General features: G+C 52.4%; 9 protein-coding genes. 3 read left to right on the forward strand and 6 right to left on the reverse strand.

Annotated elements, in window-relative coordinates; translation table 11 throughout:
* Positions 1 to 6: 6 nt before the first annotated feature.
* Positions 7 to 1437: a cardiolipin synthase gene (gene cls, locus FYZ48_RS24830; RefSeq protein ID WP_149345230.1), complete on the reverse strand. Its 1431-nt coding sequence runs from the start codon at positions 1435 to 1437 to the stop codon at positions 7 to 9.
* A gap of 270 nt (positions 1438 to 1707) precedes the next feature.
* Between cls and FYZ48_RS24835 the strand changes: the two genes are divergently transcribed.
* Positions 1708 to 7860: an alpha-2-macroglobulin family protein gene (locus FYZ48_RS24835; RefSeq protein ID WP_242022764.1), complete on the forward strand. Its 6153-nt coding sequence runs from the start codon at positions 1708 to 1710 to the stop codon at positions 7858 to 7860.
* 6 nt (positions 7861 to 7866) lie between these two features.
* On the opposite strand, the gene FYZ48_RS24840 is transcribed toward FYZ48_RS24835, so the two are convergent.
* The 4 genes from FYZ48_RS24840 to FYZ48_RS24855 form a co-directional block, all read right to left on the reverse strand.
* Complete coding sequence (locus FYZ48_RS24840) at positions 7867 to 9843, reverse strand: glycosyltransferase family 39 protein (RefSeq protein WP_149345232.1); 1977 nt, start codon at positions 9841 to 9843, stop codon at positions 7867 to 7869.
* A 157-nt stretch (positions 9844 to 10000) separates the two neighbouring features.
* Positions 10001 to 10399, reverse strand: a complete 399-nt coding sequence (locus FYZ48_RS24845) for a hypothetical protein (protein WP_149345233.1) — start codon at positions 10397 to 10399, stop codon at positions 10001 to 10003.
* Between the two features lie 128 nt (positions 10400 to 10527).
* Positions 10528 to 13128: a DNA mismatch repair protein MutS gene (gene mutS, locus FYZ48_RS24850; RefSeq protein WP_149345234.1), complete on the reverse strand. Its 2601-nt coding sequence runs from the start codon at positions 13126 to 13128 to the stop codon at positions 10528 to 10530.
* Between the two features lie 42 nt (positions 13129 to 13170).
* Complete coding sequence (locus FYZ48_RS24855; protein ID WP_187782203.1) at positions 13171 to 14187, reverse strand: ribose-phosphate diphosphokinase; 1017 nt, start codon at positions 14185 to 14187, stop codon at positions 13171 to 13173.
* Positions 14188 to 14451: 264 nt separating this feature from the next.
* Between FYZ48_RS24855 and serC the strand changes: the two genes are divergently transcribed.
* A complete protein-coding gene (gene serC, locus FYZ48_RS24860; RefSeq protein ID WP_145041640.1) occupies positions 14452 to 15537 on the forward strand; it encodes a 3-phosphoserine/phosphohydroxythreonine transaminase in 1086 nt (361 codons plus the stop codon).
* On the forward strand, positions 15534 to 16292 hold the full coding sequence (locus FYZ48_RS24865; RefSeq protein WP_145186436.1) for a phosphorylase family protein: 759 nt from the start codon (positions 15534 to 15536) through the stop codon (positions 16290 to 16292). Before serC ends, FYZ48_RS24865 begins: the two co-directional genes overlap by 4 nt.
* Here the strand turns inward: FYZ48_RS24865 and FYZ48_RS24870 are convergent.
* Positions 16289 to 17194, reverse strand: a complete 906-nt coding sequence (locus FYZ48_RS24870) for a DUF1559 family PulG-like putative transporter (RefSeq protein ID WP_149345235.1) — start codon at positions 17192 to 17194, stop codon at positions 16289 to 16291. The two genes, FYZ48_RS24865 and FYZ48_RS24870, sit on opposite strands and share 4 nt — an antisense overlap.
* Between the last annotated feature and the right edge of the window lie 9 nt (positions 17195 to 17203).

Raw genomic sequence — 17203 nt, forward strand, 5'->3', positions numbered from 1 at the left:
GTGCCGTTACATGACTGGCGCAAACAGGCGATAAATATTCTGTTTTAATATCACCAGTCTGCTGCGTTGGTCCCACTCAGCCTCAGTGATTCTGGTGGCATCCAGCAGGTCCTGCTCACAGGTTTCTCTCAGCCGCTGGGCAAACTTGCGGTCATAGATTGCCAGTCCGACCTCGAAATTGAGAATCAGGCTGCGGGAATCAAAGTTGGCGGTCCCCACGAGGGACCAGCATCCATCGATCGTGAGCGTTTTCGAATGCAGGATTCCTTTGTTGTACTCATAGATTTCCACGCCGGCATCGAGCAGGGAGTCGTAATAAGAGCGGCCGGCATGTACGGTCGAGGGATTTGCTGACTTGCCGGAAACCAGTAACCTGACATGAACTCCCCGCCGCGCTGCTGATTCCAGCGCGGTTGTTAAAGATTCCGGCGGGACGAAATAAGAGGTTGTCAGTAACAGACTCTCGCGGGCTTCGTTGATGGCGGCAAACATCAGGGTCAGGAAAACATCCGCATTTTTTTCCGGCCCAGAACAGAGTGTCTGTGCTGTGACGTTCCCATCGGTTTCCGGATGGGGATAATACTGCGAATGCGTCAGGGCTTCCCCAGTGGCGAAGAACCAGTCTTCTGCAAACACCTGTTGCAGCTGCAGTGTTTCGGGACCTTCGATTTTGAGATGGGTATCGCGCCAGAAGCCAAGATTCTGATGCAGCCCCAGATATTCATCTCCGATGTTCATACCACCGGTGAATGCCACGTTACCGTCGACAATCACAATTTTACGATGGTTGCGTAGATTGATTGACCAGCGTTCGCGAAAAGAAGCACCTGGCAGGAAGGGGGCGACCTGTATTCCTGCGGCAATCATCGGCTTGAAAAAGTGGTTCCTGAGATTCATTGACCCGAAACCGTCGTAGAGAAAGCGAACTTCAACGCCGGCTTTTGCTTTTTCGATCAGCAGGTCGCGTAGCATTGTTCCTGATTGATCGGGTTGCCAGATATAGTATTCCAGGTGCAGGGAATGTTGGGCGTTCAGAATCGCCTGTTTAATCAGGCCCAGTGTGCGGTTGGTATCTGTCAACAGTTCGATACTGTTGCCATAGGTAGGCACGGTATGGGCGATGTTTTGTGCAAGCCGCATCAGATTCTGATTCAAGACCAGGTACTCATCGTTGGAGAGCAGCTGGTTTTGAATGATCTGGGGGAGTTTGGGAGCCAGCGACTGATTGGCCCGCTCTTTCGATCTGGAACGCCGTTGAACGCGGTTGATTCCAAAGAAGAGATAAATGATACCACCCAGACCGGGGAGCAGCAGAATACTTAGAATCCAGGAAACGGTGGAAACGGGGTGTCGTTTCTTCTGTAGCAGGATGTGGGGAATCAGCGCCAGAGTAATCAGGTAACCGGTAAGTGAGATTGTGGCTGTAATCCAGTCCATCGAAGAGTCTCTCGAGCGCCAGGAAGCATAATACATGCAGGAAGATCAATTTGATTCAGGATTATGCAGTAATCCACTGGTTTCTCCTACCTTGTTTTTCTGTATGGCTTGAAAATTATGAGAATTTCGGGAACTCGGCGGGAATTCCGTTCGTCAAACCAACGCGAAATATTATGATTCCCGTCTGAAGCACTTCAATAATAAACACATCTTGATACAGGTCCTGCAATGTTAAAGTTATCCATAAAAAAACACCTTCTCTGGTCATGCATGCTGGTTAGCCTGACCTCGCTGGGAGTTTATCTCTTTGCGGCAGAAAAAAGTCCGCCCAAAGCCCGTTCGCTGGCAGATTCCTATCAGAAACAGGGAAACTACGGGGATGCCTGGGAGCTGTATCAGAAGCTGGCAACCCGACAGGACAGTTCAGCAACAGAGGTGGTGCATGATCTGCAGGCAGGCATCCAGTGTCTGCAGCGTTTGAATCGTGTCAGTGAAATCGACGCATTTCGAGAAGCGATTCTCAAAGTACACAGCGACGAACCGCTGGTTCTCTCCAGTCTTGCAGAAACACTGATTCAGGGACCTTATTTCGGATATATCATCGATGGTAAGTTCATCCGCGGTCACCAGCGGGGTGGCAGTCGATATGTGAATACACGGGAACAGGACCGTCTCCGGGCATTACAGTTGATGAGTCAGGCGGTTGAGGAATTGAAGTCATCCAATGATCCAACGCTCGCAGCCCAGATTTATGCTGACTATGCCAGATACCTGATGTCAGGCCGTCAGGGACGCGATGCCTGGAAGCTTCAGATTTTGACTGATCTAGAGGCAACCCCCGACTACCAGAGCGTCGGGGCAGAACCTGGCAACTGGTTTCGTGGTGAACCCAGCGGAGGGCCGGAAGGGGCGCCCGTGGATGCGAATGGCAAGCCCGTTTACTATCGAGTGCCCGAGTCCTGGGAGGAAGCGGCTAATGATGGAGAACGCTGGCGCTGGATGCTGGCAGAATCAGTCAAACAGGAGCCCGGGCGGGAAGGGCGTGCGCTTCTGGAAGTCGCGAATTTTACCCGCAGTCAGTTTGGCGTACAGACCCTGCAGCAATACTTTCCCCTGCTGTACCGGTCTCGCGCGATGGACGATGCCAAGGAGGAAGAGCAGGTTAATCCCTATTCTCTGGAGAGTCTGAAAGAATCCGAAACCCTCGCACGTCTGGCAACGGGCATTCAACGCTTCGAATTGCCCGCCGATCAGAATTATATTCTGCTGTATCAGAAGGTGATCTCACTGGGTAAAAGCAACCAGGCGGAAAACGCACTGGCTCAATTGACGAGTGTCTTCGAGAACCGGAGACAGTATCCAGAAGCTGCTAAATACCTGCAGCAGAACATTCAAGAGTATGGTGATCCCGGGCAAAATAAACAGAAGCATCTGAAGCAGATTGTTGGCAATTGGGGAGAATTCGCACCCACTCAAACACAGGCGGCAGGTCAGGGGGCTAAGGTCGATTATCGTTTCCGGAACGGTAAGCAGGTCCATTTTGAAGCGTATGAGATCAACGTTGCTGAATTGTTGAAAGATGTCAAAGACTATCTCAAGTCACATCCGGACCGCCTGGACTGGAATAAAATCAATATTTCGAACCTGGGATATCGTCTGGTTCAGGAACAGCAGAAAAAATATCAGGGAGCACTGGTTTCTCGCTGGGATATGAAACTGGAACCTCTGGAAGGACACCGGGACCGTCGTGTGACTGTCGCCACCCCGCTGCAGAATGCAGGAGCATATCTGCTGATCGCGAAAATGGAAGACGGGAATACCAGTCGGATTGTCGTCTGGCTGGATGATACCGTCATCGTGCATAAGCGGATGGCAGACCGGACCTTCTACTATGTGGCTGATGCCCGCAGCGGACAGCCGGTGCCCAATGCGAATCTGGAGTTTTTTGGATATCAGAACAAATACGTCGCCCGTAATCAGCGACAGACTCTGACCGCCAGTTTTGCAGAGCAGACCGATGAGAACGGTCAGGCATTTCCTGAAAAGAATCTGCTGAAACGCGAGTTTCAATGGATTGCCATCGCCCGTACGAAGTCAGGTCGATTTGCTTACCAGGGGTTCGATCGATTCTGGTACCAGCCGTCCCCCCAGGAAGAGTATCAAGTCAACAAGATTTATGGGATCACTGATCGTCCCGTCTACCGTCCCGGACAGAAGGTCGATTATAAGTTCTGGGTGCGGAACGTGGGCTATGATCTTTCGAAATCTGAGGAAGCCCTGTTTGATCAACGTGAGGTTACTTTAAAGCTGATCGGGCGAGATCAGAAACAGATCTTTGAAAAAACGCTGACGACCGACGAGTATGGCGGTGCAAACGGGGAGTGGGAGATTCCCCAAGATGCCGCTCTGGGCTCTTACAGTTTTGTGGTCGAAGTCAAATATGATTTTCCACCGGGGAATAAACGAAATCGCAAATTTGCTTCGTCGTTCTCGTTCCGCGTCGAGGAGTATAAGAAGCCGGAATACGAAGTCTCAGTCGAGGCACCTGATGAACCCGTGGCGCTGGGAGATACTATTAAAGCCAAAATTAAGGCAAAGTACTATTTTGGCAGTCCGGTGATCAACGCGGAAGTCAAATACAAAGTAACGCGAACCTCTTACGAACAGCACTGGTATCCCTATGATCCATGGGACTGGTTGTACGGATCCGGTTACTGGTGGTTTACCAGTGATCATCCCTGGTATCCCGGTTGGGGCCGCTGGGGATGTATTGCCCCCGGTCCGTGGTGGATCCATCGTCGCTCTGCACCACCAGAAGTTGTGATGTCGAATACGGTTCCGATTGGCAGCAATGGTGAGGTTGAAATCGAGATCGACACAGCACTGGCGAAAGCGATTCACGGCGATGAAGATCATCGATATGAGATTACAGCGGAAGTCGTTGACGAGTCTCGGCGTACGATCGTGGGAAAAGGATCGGTACTGGTAGCCCGTGAACCTTTCAAAGTATTTGCCTGGATGAATCGGGGTTATTATCGGGTTGGTGATTCGATGACGGCCAGCTTCAAGGCACAGACACTCGATCAGAAACCGGTCCAGGGAACCGGGAAGATCGTGCTATACCGCATTACCTACAATCAACAGGGGGAACCACAGGAAACGGCGGTCCAGGAATGGGACGTCAATCCTCAAGAGGACGGTACAATCAATCAAAAGATGTCCGCGACTCAGGCCGGACAATATCGAGTTGCCTGTGTTGTGACTGACAAGCAGGGAAAACAGATTGAAGGAGGCTCACTGTTCACGATCCGAGGTGAAGGTTTTGACGGCAAGGAGTATCGATTCAATGACCTGGAAATCATTGTCGAAAAGAAAAATTACCAGCCGGGGGAAAAAGTCCGTTTGTTGATCAATACGAATCAGCCGGGCAGCACCATTTTGTTGTTTTTGCGTCCCGTGAATGGAATCTACCAGAAACCACAGGTGCTCAAGCTGGCTGGAAAAAGCACCACTTATGAGCTGGACCTGACGCGCAAGGATCTGCCAAACCTGTTTGTGGAAGCTGTGACAATTCACCAGGGGCAGGTATTTACCGAAGCACGTGAAATTGCCGTTCCACCAGAAAAACAGGTGGTCAATCTGGAAGTCGAATCTTCTGAAACCGAATATAAGCCCGGTCAGAACGCGACCGTAAAGTTGAAGGTGACCGATGCGGAAGGAAATCCGGTTGAGGGTTCCCTGGTGGTAAGCGTCTATGACAAGAGTGTGGAGTACATCAGCGGCGGTTCGAATGTGAGTGATATCAAATCATTCTTCTGGAAATGGAAACGTTCACATCACCCTTTGACCTACAGTAGCCTCAGTCGGAGTTTTCATAACCTGCTCAAGCAAGGTGAAGTCGGCATGCAGGTGCTGGGGGCCTTTGGCAATCTCATACCTGCCAACGCTGATAAGTCAGATCAATTCGGAGTCATGGAAGGCCCGGGGCCGGGTGTCTTACCAGCTATGAAGTCTGGCAGAGCAACCCCCATGGCGGGAGTCCCCCTCAGCATGGCCCCTGCCGAAGAAAAGGCAAGTGAGTTACAGGCAGATGCTGCTGTGTCTTCGGCAGGATCTTCAGCTGTAGTCGAACCAGCCGTTCGTCAGAATTTTGCAGATACCGCCTTTTGGAATGGCGCGATCAATCCGGACCGGGATGGGTTAGCTGAGGTCTCCTTTAAGATGCCCGAGAATCTGACCAGCTGGAGGATTCGGAGCTGGTCAATGGGCACAGGGACCATGGTCGGTGAAGGTCAGCGTGAAGTCGTCACTCGTAAAAATCTGATTATTCGGCTCCAGGCTCCCCGGTTCTTTACAGAGACTGATGAAGTCGTGCTGAGTGCGAACGTGCATAACTACCTGAAGACATCCAAGGATGTGAAGGTAGTGCTCGAACTGGACGGCGATGCGCTGGAACCGCTGGATGAACTGACTCAGATGGTGACGATTGACGCCAATGGCGAGAAACGGATTGACTGGCGGGTCAAAGCCTCACGGGCCGGTTTTGCCGTGATTCGCATGAAAGCATTGACCGATGAGGAATCCGATGCGATGCAGATGACCTTCCCGGTCAAAGTACACGGAATTTTAAAGACAGAATCCTTTACCGGCAGTATTCGTCCCGCTGATACTTCGGCCCAGATCAGTTTTCAGATTCCCGGTCAGCGGACGACGGAACTCAGTCGCCTGGAACTGCGTTATTCCCCCTCACTGGCAGGAGCGATGGTCGATGCACTGCCTTATCTGATTTACAACCCCCATAAAACTACAGACTGCACCCTGTATCGTTTTCTCCCAACCGTGATGACCCAGAACATTCTGAAACGAATGGGGCTGGATCTTAAGGAGATTGAGCGGAAACGGACCAATCTGAATGCCCAGGAAATTGGCGATGATCAGAAACGGGCTGAACAGTGGAAACGCTATGGTCAGAATCCGATCTTCAATCAGGCTGAGTTGGATCTGATTGTGAAGCAGGGAGTCGCAGATTTGACCAGTATGCAGCTGTCTGATGGTGGCTGGGGCTGGTTCTCTGGCTGGCAGGAACGGTCTTCTCCCTTCTTCACTGCCCGGGTTGTACAGGGGCTGGCCCTGGCGCAGCAGAGCGATGTTGCGCTGGTGCCTGGCACTTTGGAACGCGGCGTCGAGTGGTTGAAGAACTACCAGCAACAGGAAGTTCGGAAGCTTCTGAATGCACCAGCTAAAACGAAACCCTACAAAGAATATGCGTCCAACCTGGATGCCTATGTGTTCCTGGTTCTGGTCAATCAGGGCGTCACCAATGAGCAGATGTATGATTTCCTGTATCGGGATCGGACTAAATTATCGGTCTATGCCTTGGGGATGCTGGGACTGGCGTCTCATAAGCTGGAACGTCAGGATCGTCTGACGATGCTGATGGATAACATGGACCAGTACCTGGTACAGGATCCTGAAAATCAGACCGCTTATCTTAATCTGCCAGAAAACAACTGGTGGTGGCACTGGTACGGTAATGAAGTGGAAGCGAATGCCTACTACCTGAAGCTGTTGTCGAAAGTGGACCCGCAGAACCCCAAAGCGGCACAGCTGGTCAAGTATCTGCTTAACAACCGCAAGCACGCCACCTACTGGAGTTCTGTGTCGGACACTGCGATCGCAGTCGAAGCACTAGCCGAATACTGGACTGCCAGTGGAGAAGATCAACCCGATCTGACTCTCGAAGTCTACCTGGACGGTGAGAAACAGAAAGAGGTGAAAATTACTACCGCCGATCTGTTTACCTATGACAACAAGTTTGTCCTGGAAGGGGATGCATTGACTGCGGGGGCTCATCGTCTGGAGATTCGGAAGCAGGGGCGTGGGCCGGTTTACTATAATGCTTATGTGACGTACTTCACCAAGGAAGATTTCATCACAGCCACAGGTCTGGAAGTCAAAGTGGAGCGGAAGTATTACCAGCTGATTCCCGAAGACGCAGACATTAAAACGTCCGGCTCGGAAGGTCAGGTCGTCGATCAGCGCGTGGAGAAATACCAGCGTCAGGAAATCACACGTGAGACGGCACTCAAGAGTGGCGACCTGGTGGAAGTGGAATTGATCTTCGACAGCAAAAATGACTATGAATATCTGGTATTCGAAGATTTCCGCGCCGCTGGTCTGGAACCGGTCGAACTCCGCAGCGGATACTCCTACAACGGACTGAGGAACTATCAGGAATTTCGGGATGACCGTGTGGTCTTTTACATCCGGCAACTGCCCCGCGGAAAACATAGTCTGAATTATCGGTTACGAGCCGAAATCCCCGGGAAGTTCAGTGGCTTACCGACTACGGGTGAGGGCATGTATGCTCCCGAACTCAAAGCCAATTCCGACGAAATGAAACTGCAAATCATCGATAAATAATCGAGATCAGATCGGCTCCCAGAAGGTACCATTCCATCTGCTGAGCCGATTCTGTTTTGCATCGAACAGATAGAGCGTGCGTTGCGGGAAGATTTGCTGCACGCGGGCAGGGGGATACTGATCGGGAAGGTAACGACCGGTCAGGATCTCCTGCTGTTTCAGGTAGGGCGAGTTGATGACGTAGTCGATGTGTCGATCGTGCGGATCGTGGGCGATGAGCATCAACGCGGGACGTTTGATCTGCGGGTGATGATTCAACATTTGCTGAAACTGAAAATGTTTGAGACGTGAGAAGGCAACATTACTCACGATGATTTCCAGCTTGGAGACACCCCATAGTGGGGGCAGGACTGTCAGATTCGTCAGGAAGGCAGTCAGCATCATGGCCAGCCAGAGTACACTCATCAGGGGGCGGTCGATTTGTTGCCAGATCCGAAACAGCGTCTGCGTGACGCGGGCAAAAATCAGCGCCCAGAGCGGACCGGTTTCGAAGACGTAATGCCAGTGCATGATGCCGTCATACCAGTAGGGGATGTGGACAACGTGCAGTGATAAGATGGAAGCGAATACCAGCCACCAGCGGGACCACTGTTTCCATTCGGTCAGTAAAAAGACGAGTGCAGCCAGGGCGAGGGGGATAATTCCCAGTGTCCACTGCAGGCTGGCCAGGAATCGGTTCTGTACATTCTGGACAGCCAGAGACGGTGTCAGGTTTTCAGCCCACTTGTCGTAATTATCCAGGACCTTGGGCCCCAGTTTTTGTTCTCCCCGGATGACATTATTAAAACCATACACGTGCCGAGGGGTGTAGATATCGGTATAGAGCTGATAAGGCATCTTCCAGCCACTACCGGTGATGGACTGATTATACAGAAACAGGCAGATTAATCCGCACGCCAGAGGCAGCGCAAGTCCCGCCACAGGCAACCAGATTTGCCGGGCTGAGCTTTCGGTTTCTGTTTTCTTTATTTTTTGCAGACACCAGCGGACCAGCTGAACTGCCTGCCAGATTCCAAACGGCAGGGCAAAGCCGGCGGCTGTCATGGGGCGACACAGCATCGCGAAACTGAGTCCGAGCCCTGCCAGTAAAGCGTCCCCAAACGAACTGGTTCGCTGCATGCGCAAGTAGGCCCAGAGAAAGAGGGACAGCCCGACCAGTGTCGGATGATGGGCCAGTAACAGGTTACTGAAGATCGCCATACCTGGTGAGAACGCGATGATCAGGCCGCCCAGTAAGCCGACGCCATTCCCTCCGAGTTCTCGTGCTGCCCAGAAGAAAAAGAACGTGGTAACCGCACCCGCGAGCCAGTACCCCCAGTAAGGATGTCCCCAGGCGAGAAATGGGGCCAGCCAGAGTCCTGTGCCTGGAAAATAGCGGCTGGCCATCTTTCCTTCGTTCAGGACATGGACCTGGTCGAAGAGTTCAGGTGCCTCAGCATGACTGGGAAATGAAGTCCGTCCAGCCAATAAAGTTTCCGCCTGAAACAGGTAGCTGTATTCATCGTGATAGGCAGGGGGCAGGTCGCCGAGAGCGAGTTCTCGTTCGGCATCCACAATATGATCTGCAGTCCAGCCGCTGATAAAAAGTGACGTCAACGCCAGGAGCAGGCTGATCGAAATGGCAAACCAGTCCCAATGTTTGTCACTGCGTTTTTTCTCGACCCATGTCTGGGAGAGCCGGGGACGCAGGAACCGAGTGAAGAATCCCCAGTGGAGGGGGAGTGGCAGCCACCAGCAGAGCGGGCTGAACATTAACAGTATGAAATACGGCGTCGTGTCGACATTCACGTACAAAAAGAAGCGGGACAGCCAGGGGAGTTGCAGATTCTCGGATTCAACCCGGTTCCATTCATAGGGGGCCAGTAAGGCGAGCAATCCGATCAGGAACAACAGATGGATCAGCGGGATCCAGCGGGAGGGGGAGGTAGGTATTGTCTCCGCTCCCGAGACGGGCCGGGAGGAAGGTTGCTGTTTCGAATTCATGAATCGTATAGATTTCTGCGGATTGGAACCTGCTGCGAGTTCAAAGGAAAATCATAGACTTCTATTCCTTAATAGAGAGTATAGCTGTGCCGATTGGAAAAAAGAAAGGCGTGATCTCCGAGTAGACCACGCCTTTTTCAGGGAACAGAGACAGATCTCAGTTTTTCTTTTTAGCGGCTTTCTTTTTTTCGATCTGAGCCAGGATTTCTCCCAGAATCGATTTCTGTGAGGCTGAGAGTACTTCCGCACACTCGGCGTCTTTTTTCGCATCGATTTCAGCGAGTTGTTTCTTCAGACTGTCGATCTGGGCTTTATAGTCCTTCTGTATTTTATAAATCTTCTCGCGCTGGTCGTCCGTGAGATTCAGCTTTCCATAGTGATTGGGTAAGCGGACTTTCCGTTTGGCAGGAGCCTTTGTGCCTTCCGTTTTTTTAGCGGTGGGCTTAGCAGTCTCGCCCTCTTTTTGCTGAGCCGGGATAGAGTCGGCCGTACAGATGGTGAATGCGATCACTGTGGACAAAATGGCAATCATTTTTAAAGCATGCTGTTTCAACATGGCTTCCCCCTCGTTAAACAACTGGAAATTGTAATCCGCCCCCATGGGGGCCACGTGTATATTATTGTGTACACGTGGGTTTTTGTGTTCAACTGTTATTACCGAGATAATCCAAAAAAAACTGATAATCAGTTCAGTTGCTCGCGGATGCGGTAGAGTTCTTCCAGAGCCGCCAGAGGGGTCATTTCATCTACATTCAGATCCCTGATTTCATCCAATACCGGATGGGGGGCATTTCCAAACAGAGAGAGCTGCTGATGCATCGATTTCTTCTGTTTGCGGGGGGGAATTGTAGTCTGGCCACTGTCATCGAAGTGGTCTTTTTCCAGCGTTGCCAGAATCTGGTTGGCCCTTTGAATGACCTGATCGGGGATTCCGGCCAGTCGGGCGACGTGGATCCCGTAACTCTTGTTGGCTGATCCTTCGACAATTTTATGCAGGAAGACGATTTCGCCATCCTGTTCATGAACGGCCACATTCCAGTTACTGGCCTGCTTGAGTGTCTGTGTCAGCTCGGTCAGTTCGTGATAGTGGGTGGCGAACAGGGTCCGTGCTTTGATCTGGTCGTGCAGAAATTCGGTCATGGACCAGGCCAGAGAAATCCCGTCGTAGGTACTCGTCCCCCGGCCGATCTCATCCAGGATGACCAGGCTTCGATCCGAGGCGGAATTCAAGATGCGCGCTGCCTCCGTCATTTCGACCATGAAGGTACTCTGGCCCTTGCTCAGTTCATCACTGGCACCGACGCGAGCGAAAATGCGATCGGCAATTCCGATGCGTGCTTCACTGGCGGGAATGAACGAGCCGATTTGTGCCATGAGTGTCAACAGGGCTGCCTGACGGATGTAAGTACTCTTACCTGCCATGTTCGGTCCGGTGATAATCTGGACTCGGCCGTAAGGTTCGCCCAGCAGGACGTCGTTAGGAACAAATTCCCCCGAAGGCTGCAGGCGATCCAGCACGGGGTGCCGACTCTCGCGGATGTCGAGTACCGGATCGGTGGTCATTTCAGGTCGCGTGTAACCGGCGTGTGTTGCCAGATGCGCGAGACCGAACAGGACGTCGATCTGGGCCAGTACTTCTGCAGTCCGCTGGGTGCGAGTGGCTTCTTTCGCAACCTTTTCCCTAAGCGTGTCGAACATGGATTGTTCGAGTTCAATCGCCCGTTCTTCCGCTTTGAGTACTTTTTCTTCGTACTCCTTGAGTTCGGGAGTGATGTAGCGTTCCTGATTTTTCAGTGTCTGTTTGCGGATGTAGTGTTCGGGGACTTTGTCCGCGTGGGCAGCGGAGACTTCCAGGTAATAGCCGAAGACTTTGTTGTAACCGACTTTGAGATGGGGAATGCCGACCCGCTCCGATTCTTCATTCCGATAACTGGCGATCCATTCCTTGCCACCTTTAGAGAGTGAACGCAGCTCGTCCAGCTCATCGCTGAAACCTGAGCGGATGACACCCCCTTCGTTGAGGGTCAGAGGCGGGTCTTCGACGATCATGGTTTCAATCTCATTGCGGACTTCAGCACAGAGATCGATTCCCGCTTCGAGGGACTGCAGTAATTCTGCTTTGCGTCCCGATAGTTTTGCTTTCAGTTTTGGCAGCAATGCCAGAGTCTGTGCCAGGAAGCTGAGGTCCCGGGCACTGGCACGTCCCGTAGCGATTCGTGCCGTCAGACGCTGCAGATCGTATGTTTTTGAAAGTTGTTCCCGCACGTCGTTACAGAGCACCGGGTTTTGTGAGATCTCTTCGACAGAATCGTGGCGTTTCTGGATTTCATCCAGGCTGGTAAGCGGGTTGGCGATCCAGTCGTTGAGCAGGCGGGCCCCCATGGAGGTCACGGTTTCGTCCAGGACTGAGATCAGACTGCCTTCCCGTTTTCCTTCGCGGATTGTCCGGGTCAGTTCCAGACTGCGGCGGGTCGCTTCGTCAATCAGCAGACGATCGCCCCGTTCGTACGGTTCGATCTGGTTGATATGCGGAATGGCACTCCGCTGGGTTTCCTGAACGTATTCCAGCAGTGCACCGGCAGCAGTGATGGCGGGGGTCCCCTGTTCCAGGTTGAAGCCTTCCAGGGTTTTGGTTCCGAAATGTGTGAGCAGGAGCTTTTCGCATTCCTCTTCTGCAAACGTCCAGGAAGGGCGTTCTGTCAGCATCGTATCCAGGTGACCGATGGCGTTCTGAAGTGCTGTGTTCCCCTCAGCAAAGATGCACTCAGCAGGATGGATCCGCGCCAGTTCATCGACCAGATGTTCTGCCGTCGTATTGGACGTGAGGAAACGCCCCGTCGAAAGTTCCAGCCAGGCCAGACCGATATCACTTTTGCCAAAATAGATACTGGCCAGAAAGTTGTTTTCATGCGGGTCGAGCAGGGCGTCGTCCGTCAGGGTTCCCGGTGTAATCACGCGGGTGACTTCGCGCTTGACCATCCCTTTCGCTTTTTTGGGGTCTTCTACCTGATCGCAGATGGCGGCCCGGTAGCCGGCGTGGATCAGTTTATAGAGATAGCTGTCCAGCGAGTGATGCGGGAACCCGGCCATGGGGATCGGGTTGCTGGAATTTTTATCGCGACTGGTGAGCGTGATACCCAGAATGCGGGCTGCGATTTCCGCGTCTTCGTAAAACAGCTCATAGAAGTCACCCATCCGAAACAATAACAGTGTTCCCGGATTCTGGTGTTTGACTTCCAGATACCGCTCCATCATCGGGGTCAGCTTCTTGCCTGTTTTTGTCATGCGTCCTGATTTTCTCTGACAGTGAGCTATTACAATTCGGAATTACTTCTTCGGCCGCTTTTCCGGAAACAGGGTGCTGACACTGGTCCGGTCATGAATGGACCGGATCGCGGCAGCAAAGGAGTGGGCAACCGAGATGATTTCAATGTTATCCGGCAGGGGATCGATCTGCGCCTCAATGGTATTGGTCATGAACATCTTTTTCAAAGGACTCTGGCCAATTCGTTCGGCTGCTCCTCTGGATAAAACCCCATGGGTGACCGCAGCGTAGATGTCTTTGGCACCCTTCTTTTTCAGCAGTTCAGCCATGCTGATCAGGGTGCGTCCGGTGATCGTGAAGTCGTCGACCAGGATGACGTTTTTCCCTGCCACCTCTCCAATGACTTCCAGCATCTCGACGGTTTCGGAGTGATCTTTACGCATCTTATTACCGATGACTACCGGTGCCCCCAGCAGCTTTGCAAAATCGGAGGCTTCCTTCGCGAATCCAACGTCGGGACTGCAGACGACCAGATCCTCAATTTTGAGTTTGCGAATGTGATCGCTGATGACATGTCGCCCGTACAGATGATCGACGGGGACACTGAAGAATCCCTGAATCTGAGGGCTGTGCAGATCCATGGTCAGGACGCGGTCGGCACCAGCCACTTCGATGGCGTCTGCACAGACACGCGCCCGGATGGATACGCGGGGTTCGTCTTTCTTATCTCCCTTGGCATAACTGAAGAAAGGGATGACGGCTGTGATCTGCTGGGCACTGGCCCGTTTGAGAGCATCAATCCAGAACAGAAGTTCAACGAAGTTGTCGTTGACCGGGGAGTGGACCCCCTGGATGATATACACATCGCGGCCCCGGACGTTCTCGAGAATCCGGACAAAAATATTACCCTCGCTGAACTTGTGCGCTTCACAGGGGATCAGCCGAATGCCTAACTCATCAGCGATTGCTTTTGCGAGCAGTGGATTGCCGGAACCGGCCATGATGGTCAGGTCGCCCTGGGGAGGTTGGAAAGACTGGACGCGGGGCCCTCTGGATAATGGGTTGGGAGATTGTGACATTAAATAACAGATCAATCAAACGGGGCAATTACTCGCCTGAAACGCGACTATTCCCGGGAATTCTTGAATATTTGGCTTCGCTCCATTCACGAAGAAATGCAGACTCCATAATATCGATGCTGAATGGCAAAACAAGCGAACGCCTGCCATTATCCTCAAGGATGGTTCCAAGAGTGAGAGTCTCGTCGGTAATATTGACACCACACTGGTTACTCAGGGTGAAACCTCCGAATTTTGCCCGCAAACGATGTTGAGATATCTAAAATGACAGAAAGAATTTACAACTTTTCTGCGGGACCTGCAGCGCTCCCGTTACCCGTTCTCGAACAAGCTCAGAAAGATCTGATCTCTCTGGGCGATACCGGTATCGGAATTCTGGAACACTCCCATCGCAGCAAAGCCTTCCTGGCGGTTTATGAAGCTGCTGAAGCTCTTTGCCGTGAACTGGCAGGAGTGCCCGAAAATTATAAAGTCCTGTTCGTCCAGGGGGGCGCTTCGACCCAGTTCTTTACGATTCCTATGAACCTGCTCTCCAAAGATCAGACTGCTGACTATCTGGTGACTGGTTCCTGGTCGAAAAAAGCGGTCAAAGAAGCCAAGATGTTTGGTAATGTGAATGTCGCCTGCAGCAGTGAAGATCAGAACTTCTCTTACATCCCTGAAGAAGTCAACTACAGTGAAAAGCCGGCTTATGTGCACTTCACCTCGAATAACACCATCTACGGAACCGAATTCGCCAGTGAGCCTGAAGTTCCCGGCGATGCGCCGCTGATTTGCGATGCCAGCAGCGATATCTTTTCCCGTCCGCTGGATATCAGCAAATACGGAATCGTTTATGCCGGTGCTCAGAAAAATCTGGGACCCAGCGGTGTGACGCTTGTAATCATTCGCGATGATCTGATCGAGCAGGGGCCCAGCGACATTCCTACCATGCTGCAGTATCGGACTCATTCCGAAGCCGGTTCGATGTATAATACTCCGCCGACTTTCGGGATTTATATTCTGGGGCAGGTTCTGCAATGGCTGAAAGACCAGGGCGGACTGTCAGTCATGCAGGAGAAGAACCAGGCGAAAGCCGGTAAGCTGTATGATTACCTGGATCAGAGTAATCTGTTCAAGCCGACTGCGGCGAAGAAAGACCGTTCGCTGATGAACGTCACCTTCGTAACCGGTGATGCCGACCTGGATGCGAAATTCATCGCCCAGGCGACTGCTGCAGGTCTGGATGGTCTGAAAGGACACCGTAGTGTCGGCGGCATGCGTGCCAGCATTTATAATGCATTCCCGGAAGCGGGCGTCGACAAGTTAATTGAAACCATGAGTCAGTTCGAACAGGAAAATGCCTCTTGAATCAACCCCAGGACGATAAAGCACATGCGGATATAGGGCTGGTCTGTGCTCTGCCGATGGAGGTCCAGCCGTTTCTGGACCGCTGCGAGCACCTCAAAAAGTACACCGGCGGTTCGTATGTGTTTCGGGGTGGTTTCCTGGATCGAATCAAAGTTGCTGTGGTGCAGACGGGAGTGGGCTTTGCCCGCGCCCGGGCTGCAACCCAGGCATTGATCGACGCACACTCTCCACCGTGGGTTCTTTCCATTGGTTTCTCGGGGGCACTGCAGTCCGGGATGCGAGTGGGGGATATCGTGGTCGCGACGTCGATCTGTGATCTGCACGGACAGGAACTGACGAACGACGTCCATTTTCCGGAAGATCCGGAGAACGGGCTCTATGTGGGCCGGATTCTCAATGCTGACGAAATCGTCCGGACCGTCGAGGAAAAACAGAAACTGGCCGCGGAGTATGATGCGCTGGCCGTCGATCTGGAAAGCCTCGCGGTGGCCCAGGTCTGTCACGCACAACAACGGGGATTCATGGCGATCCGGGTGATCAGCGATGACTGCTCAACAGACTTGCCCAAAGAAGTGCTCTCAATTTTAGGGGAGACGGGGGCCGTGCGTGCGGGCGCTGCACTGGGAGCGGTCTTCAAGCGTCCGGAAAGTATCAAAGAGATGTGGAAGATGCGCGGTGATGCGTCTCGTGCTGCCACTCGCCTGGCCAGTTTTCTGGAAGGCGTGGTTGTGCAACTCTACGATGCCCGGCATTAGTAATCAATGAGGGGCTCACCGCCGTCGGGTGTGCTCAGTGCTTTGAGAATGGCAGGATCGATATTGCGATCGACAAACAATACCCGACCATCGCAGAACAGCACATGATTTCCTCCCCGGGAAAGCGATTTCTTCCCTGGTCCAATGACTGCGGAGGGGACTGTTAATGAGCTCGGGTCTCCCCAGGGTTTGAATCCTTCTCCGAGTTCGACGGCCATGATGGTATTTGACGATCCATCCGTGATGGATTCCCGTATTTTCATGCCTTGATTCTGTTTTAAAACGAGTTTGTTGCCTGCAAAGTGAGAGAGTGCATAATCTTCCCGGGAGTGGGTCTGGCTTGTGTTTGGGCTCAGGTAGACGGAGATTTCCTGTTGGAACGGGGGGCGGTTTTCCGGAGCGTCCCAAGACTTCTGGAAGTCAATCTGTTTGAAAACAGACTCGTGGTCGAGATAGGGGAGGATCAAAGCCTGCCAACTCTGGAAGGGATGATCTTTGCTGTCTGAGAGGGCGCCTGGGGGAAATGTGGTATTCTGCTCATGGTATAATTGTAGAGCCAGACCGATCTGCTTCAGATGATTTTTCGTAACAGACCGCCGCCGACCGCTGGACCTGAAGAACTGCATGTCGAGCAGAGGGATCAGGATGGCAACAGCGATTAACAGAACTAGAACCAGATTGACTGGATCAAATCTGCAGCGGGGAGTTTTCGGAGATGATGCATTTTCATGGGGGCGAGAAAACTGTTCCGGTAAACTGTCTGCAGTCTGAAATTGCCGGTCTGTTCCCTGCCGGATCAGATCTGTTTGTGTGATTTTTCCTGTTGTCAGGAGATCTTCCAGTTCCTGATCTGAATACGGTCCCGTGATTTGCTCGTTACGCTTCAGGTACCAGTTAGCCATGGAACTCTT

The organism is Gimesia chilikensis (genome assembly GCF_008329715.1).
GTDB lineage: Bacteria > Planctomycetota > Planctomycetia > Planctomycetales > Planctomycetaceae > Gimesia > Gimesia chilikensis.

Coding starts and splice junctions, on each gene's coding strand:
- cls (WP_149345230.1), bottom strand. CDS start 1,437: ATGGACTGGATTACAGCCACAATCTCACTTACCGGTTACCTGATTACT.
- FYZ48_RS24835 (WP_242022764.1), top strand. CDS start 1,708: ATGCTGGTTAGCCTGACCTCGCTGGGAGTTTATCTCTTTGCGGCAGAA.
- FYZ48_RS24840 (WP_149345232.1), bottom strand. CDS start 9,843: ATGAATTCGAAACAGCAACCTTCCTCCCGGCCCGTCTCGGGAGCGGAG.
- FYZ48_RS24845 (WP_149345233.1), bottom strand. CDS start 10,399: ATGTTGAAACAGCATGCTTTAAAAATGATTGCCATTTTGTCCACAGTG.
- mutS (WP_149345234.1), bottom strand. CDS start 13,128: ATGACAAAAACAGGCAAGAAGCTGACCCCGATGATGGAGCGGTATCTG.
- FYZ48_RS24855 (WP_187782203.1), bottom strand. CDS start 14,187: ATGTCACAATCTCCCAACCCATTATCCAGAGGGCCCCGCGTCCAGTCT.
- serC (WP_145041640.1), top strand. CDS start 14,452: ATGACAGAAAGAATTTACAACTTTTCTGCGGGACCTGCAGCGCTCCCG.
- FYZ48_RS24870 (WP_149345235.1), bottom strand. CDS start 17,194: ATGGCTAACTGGTACCTGAAGCGTAACGAGCAAATCACGGGACCGTAT.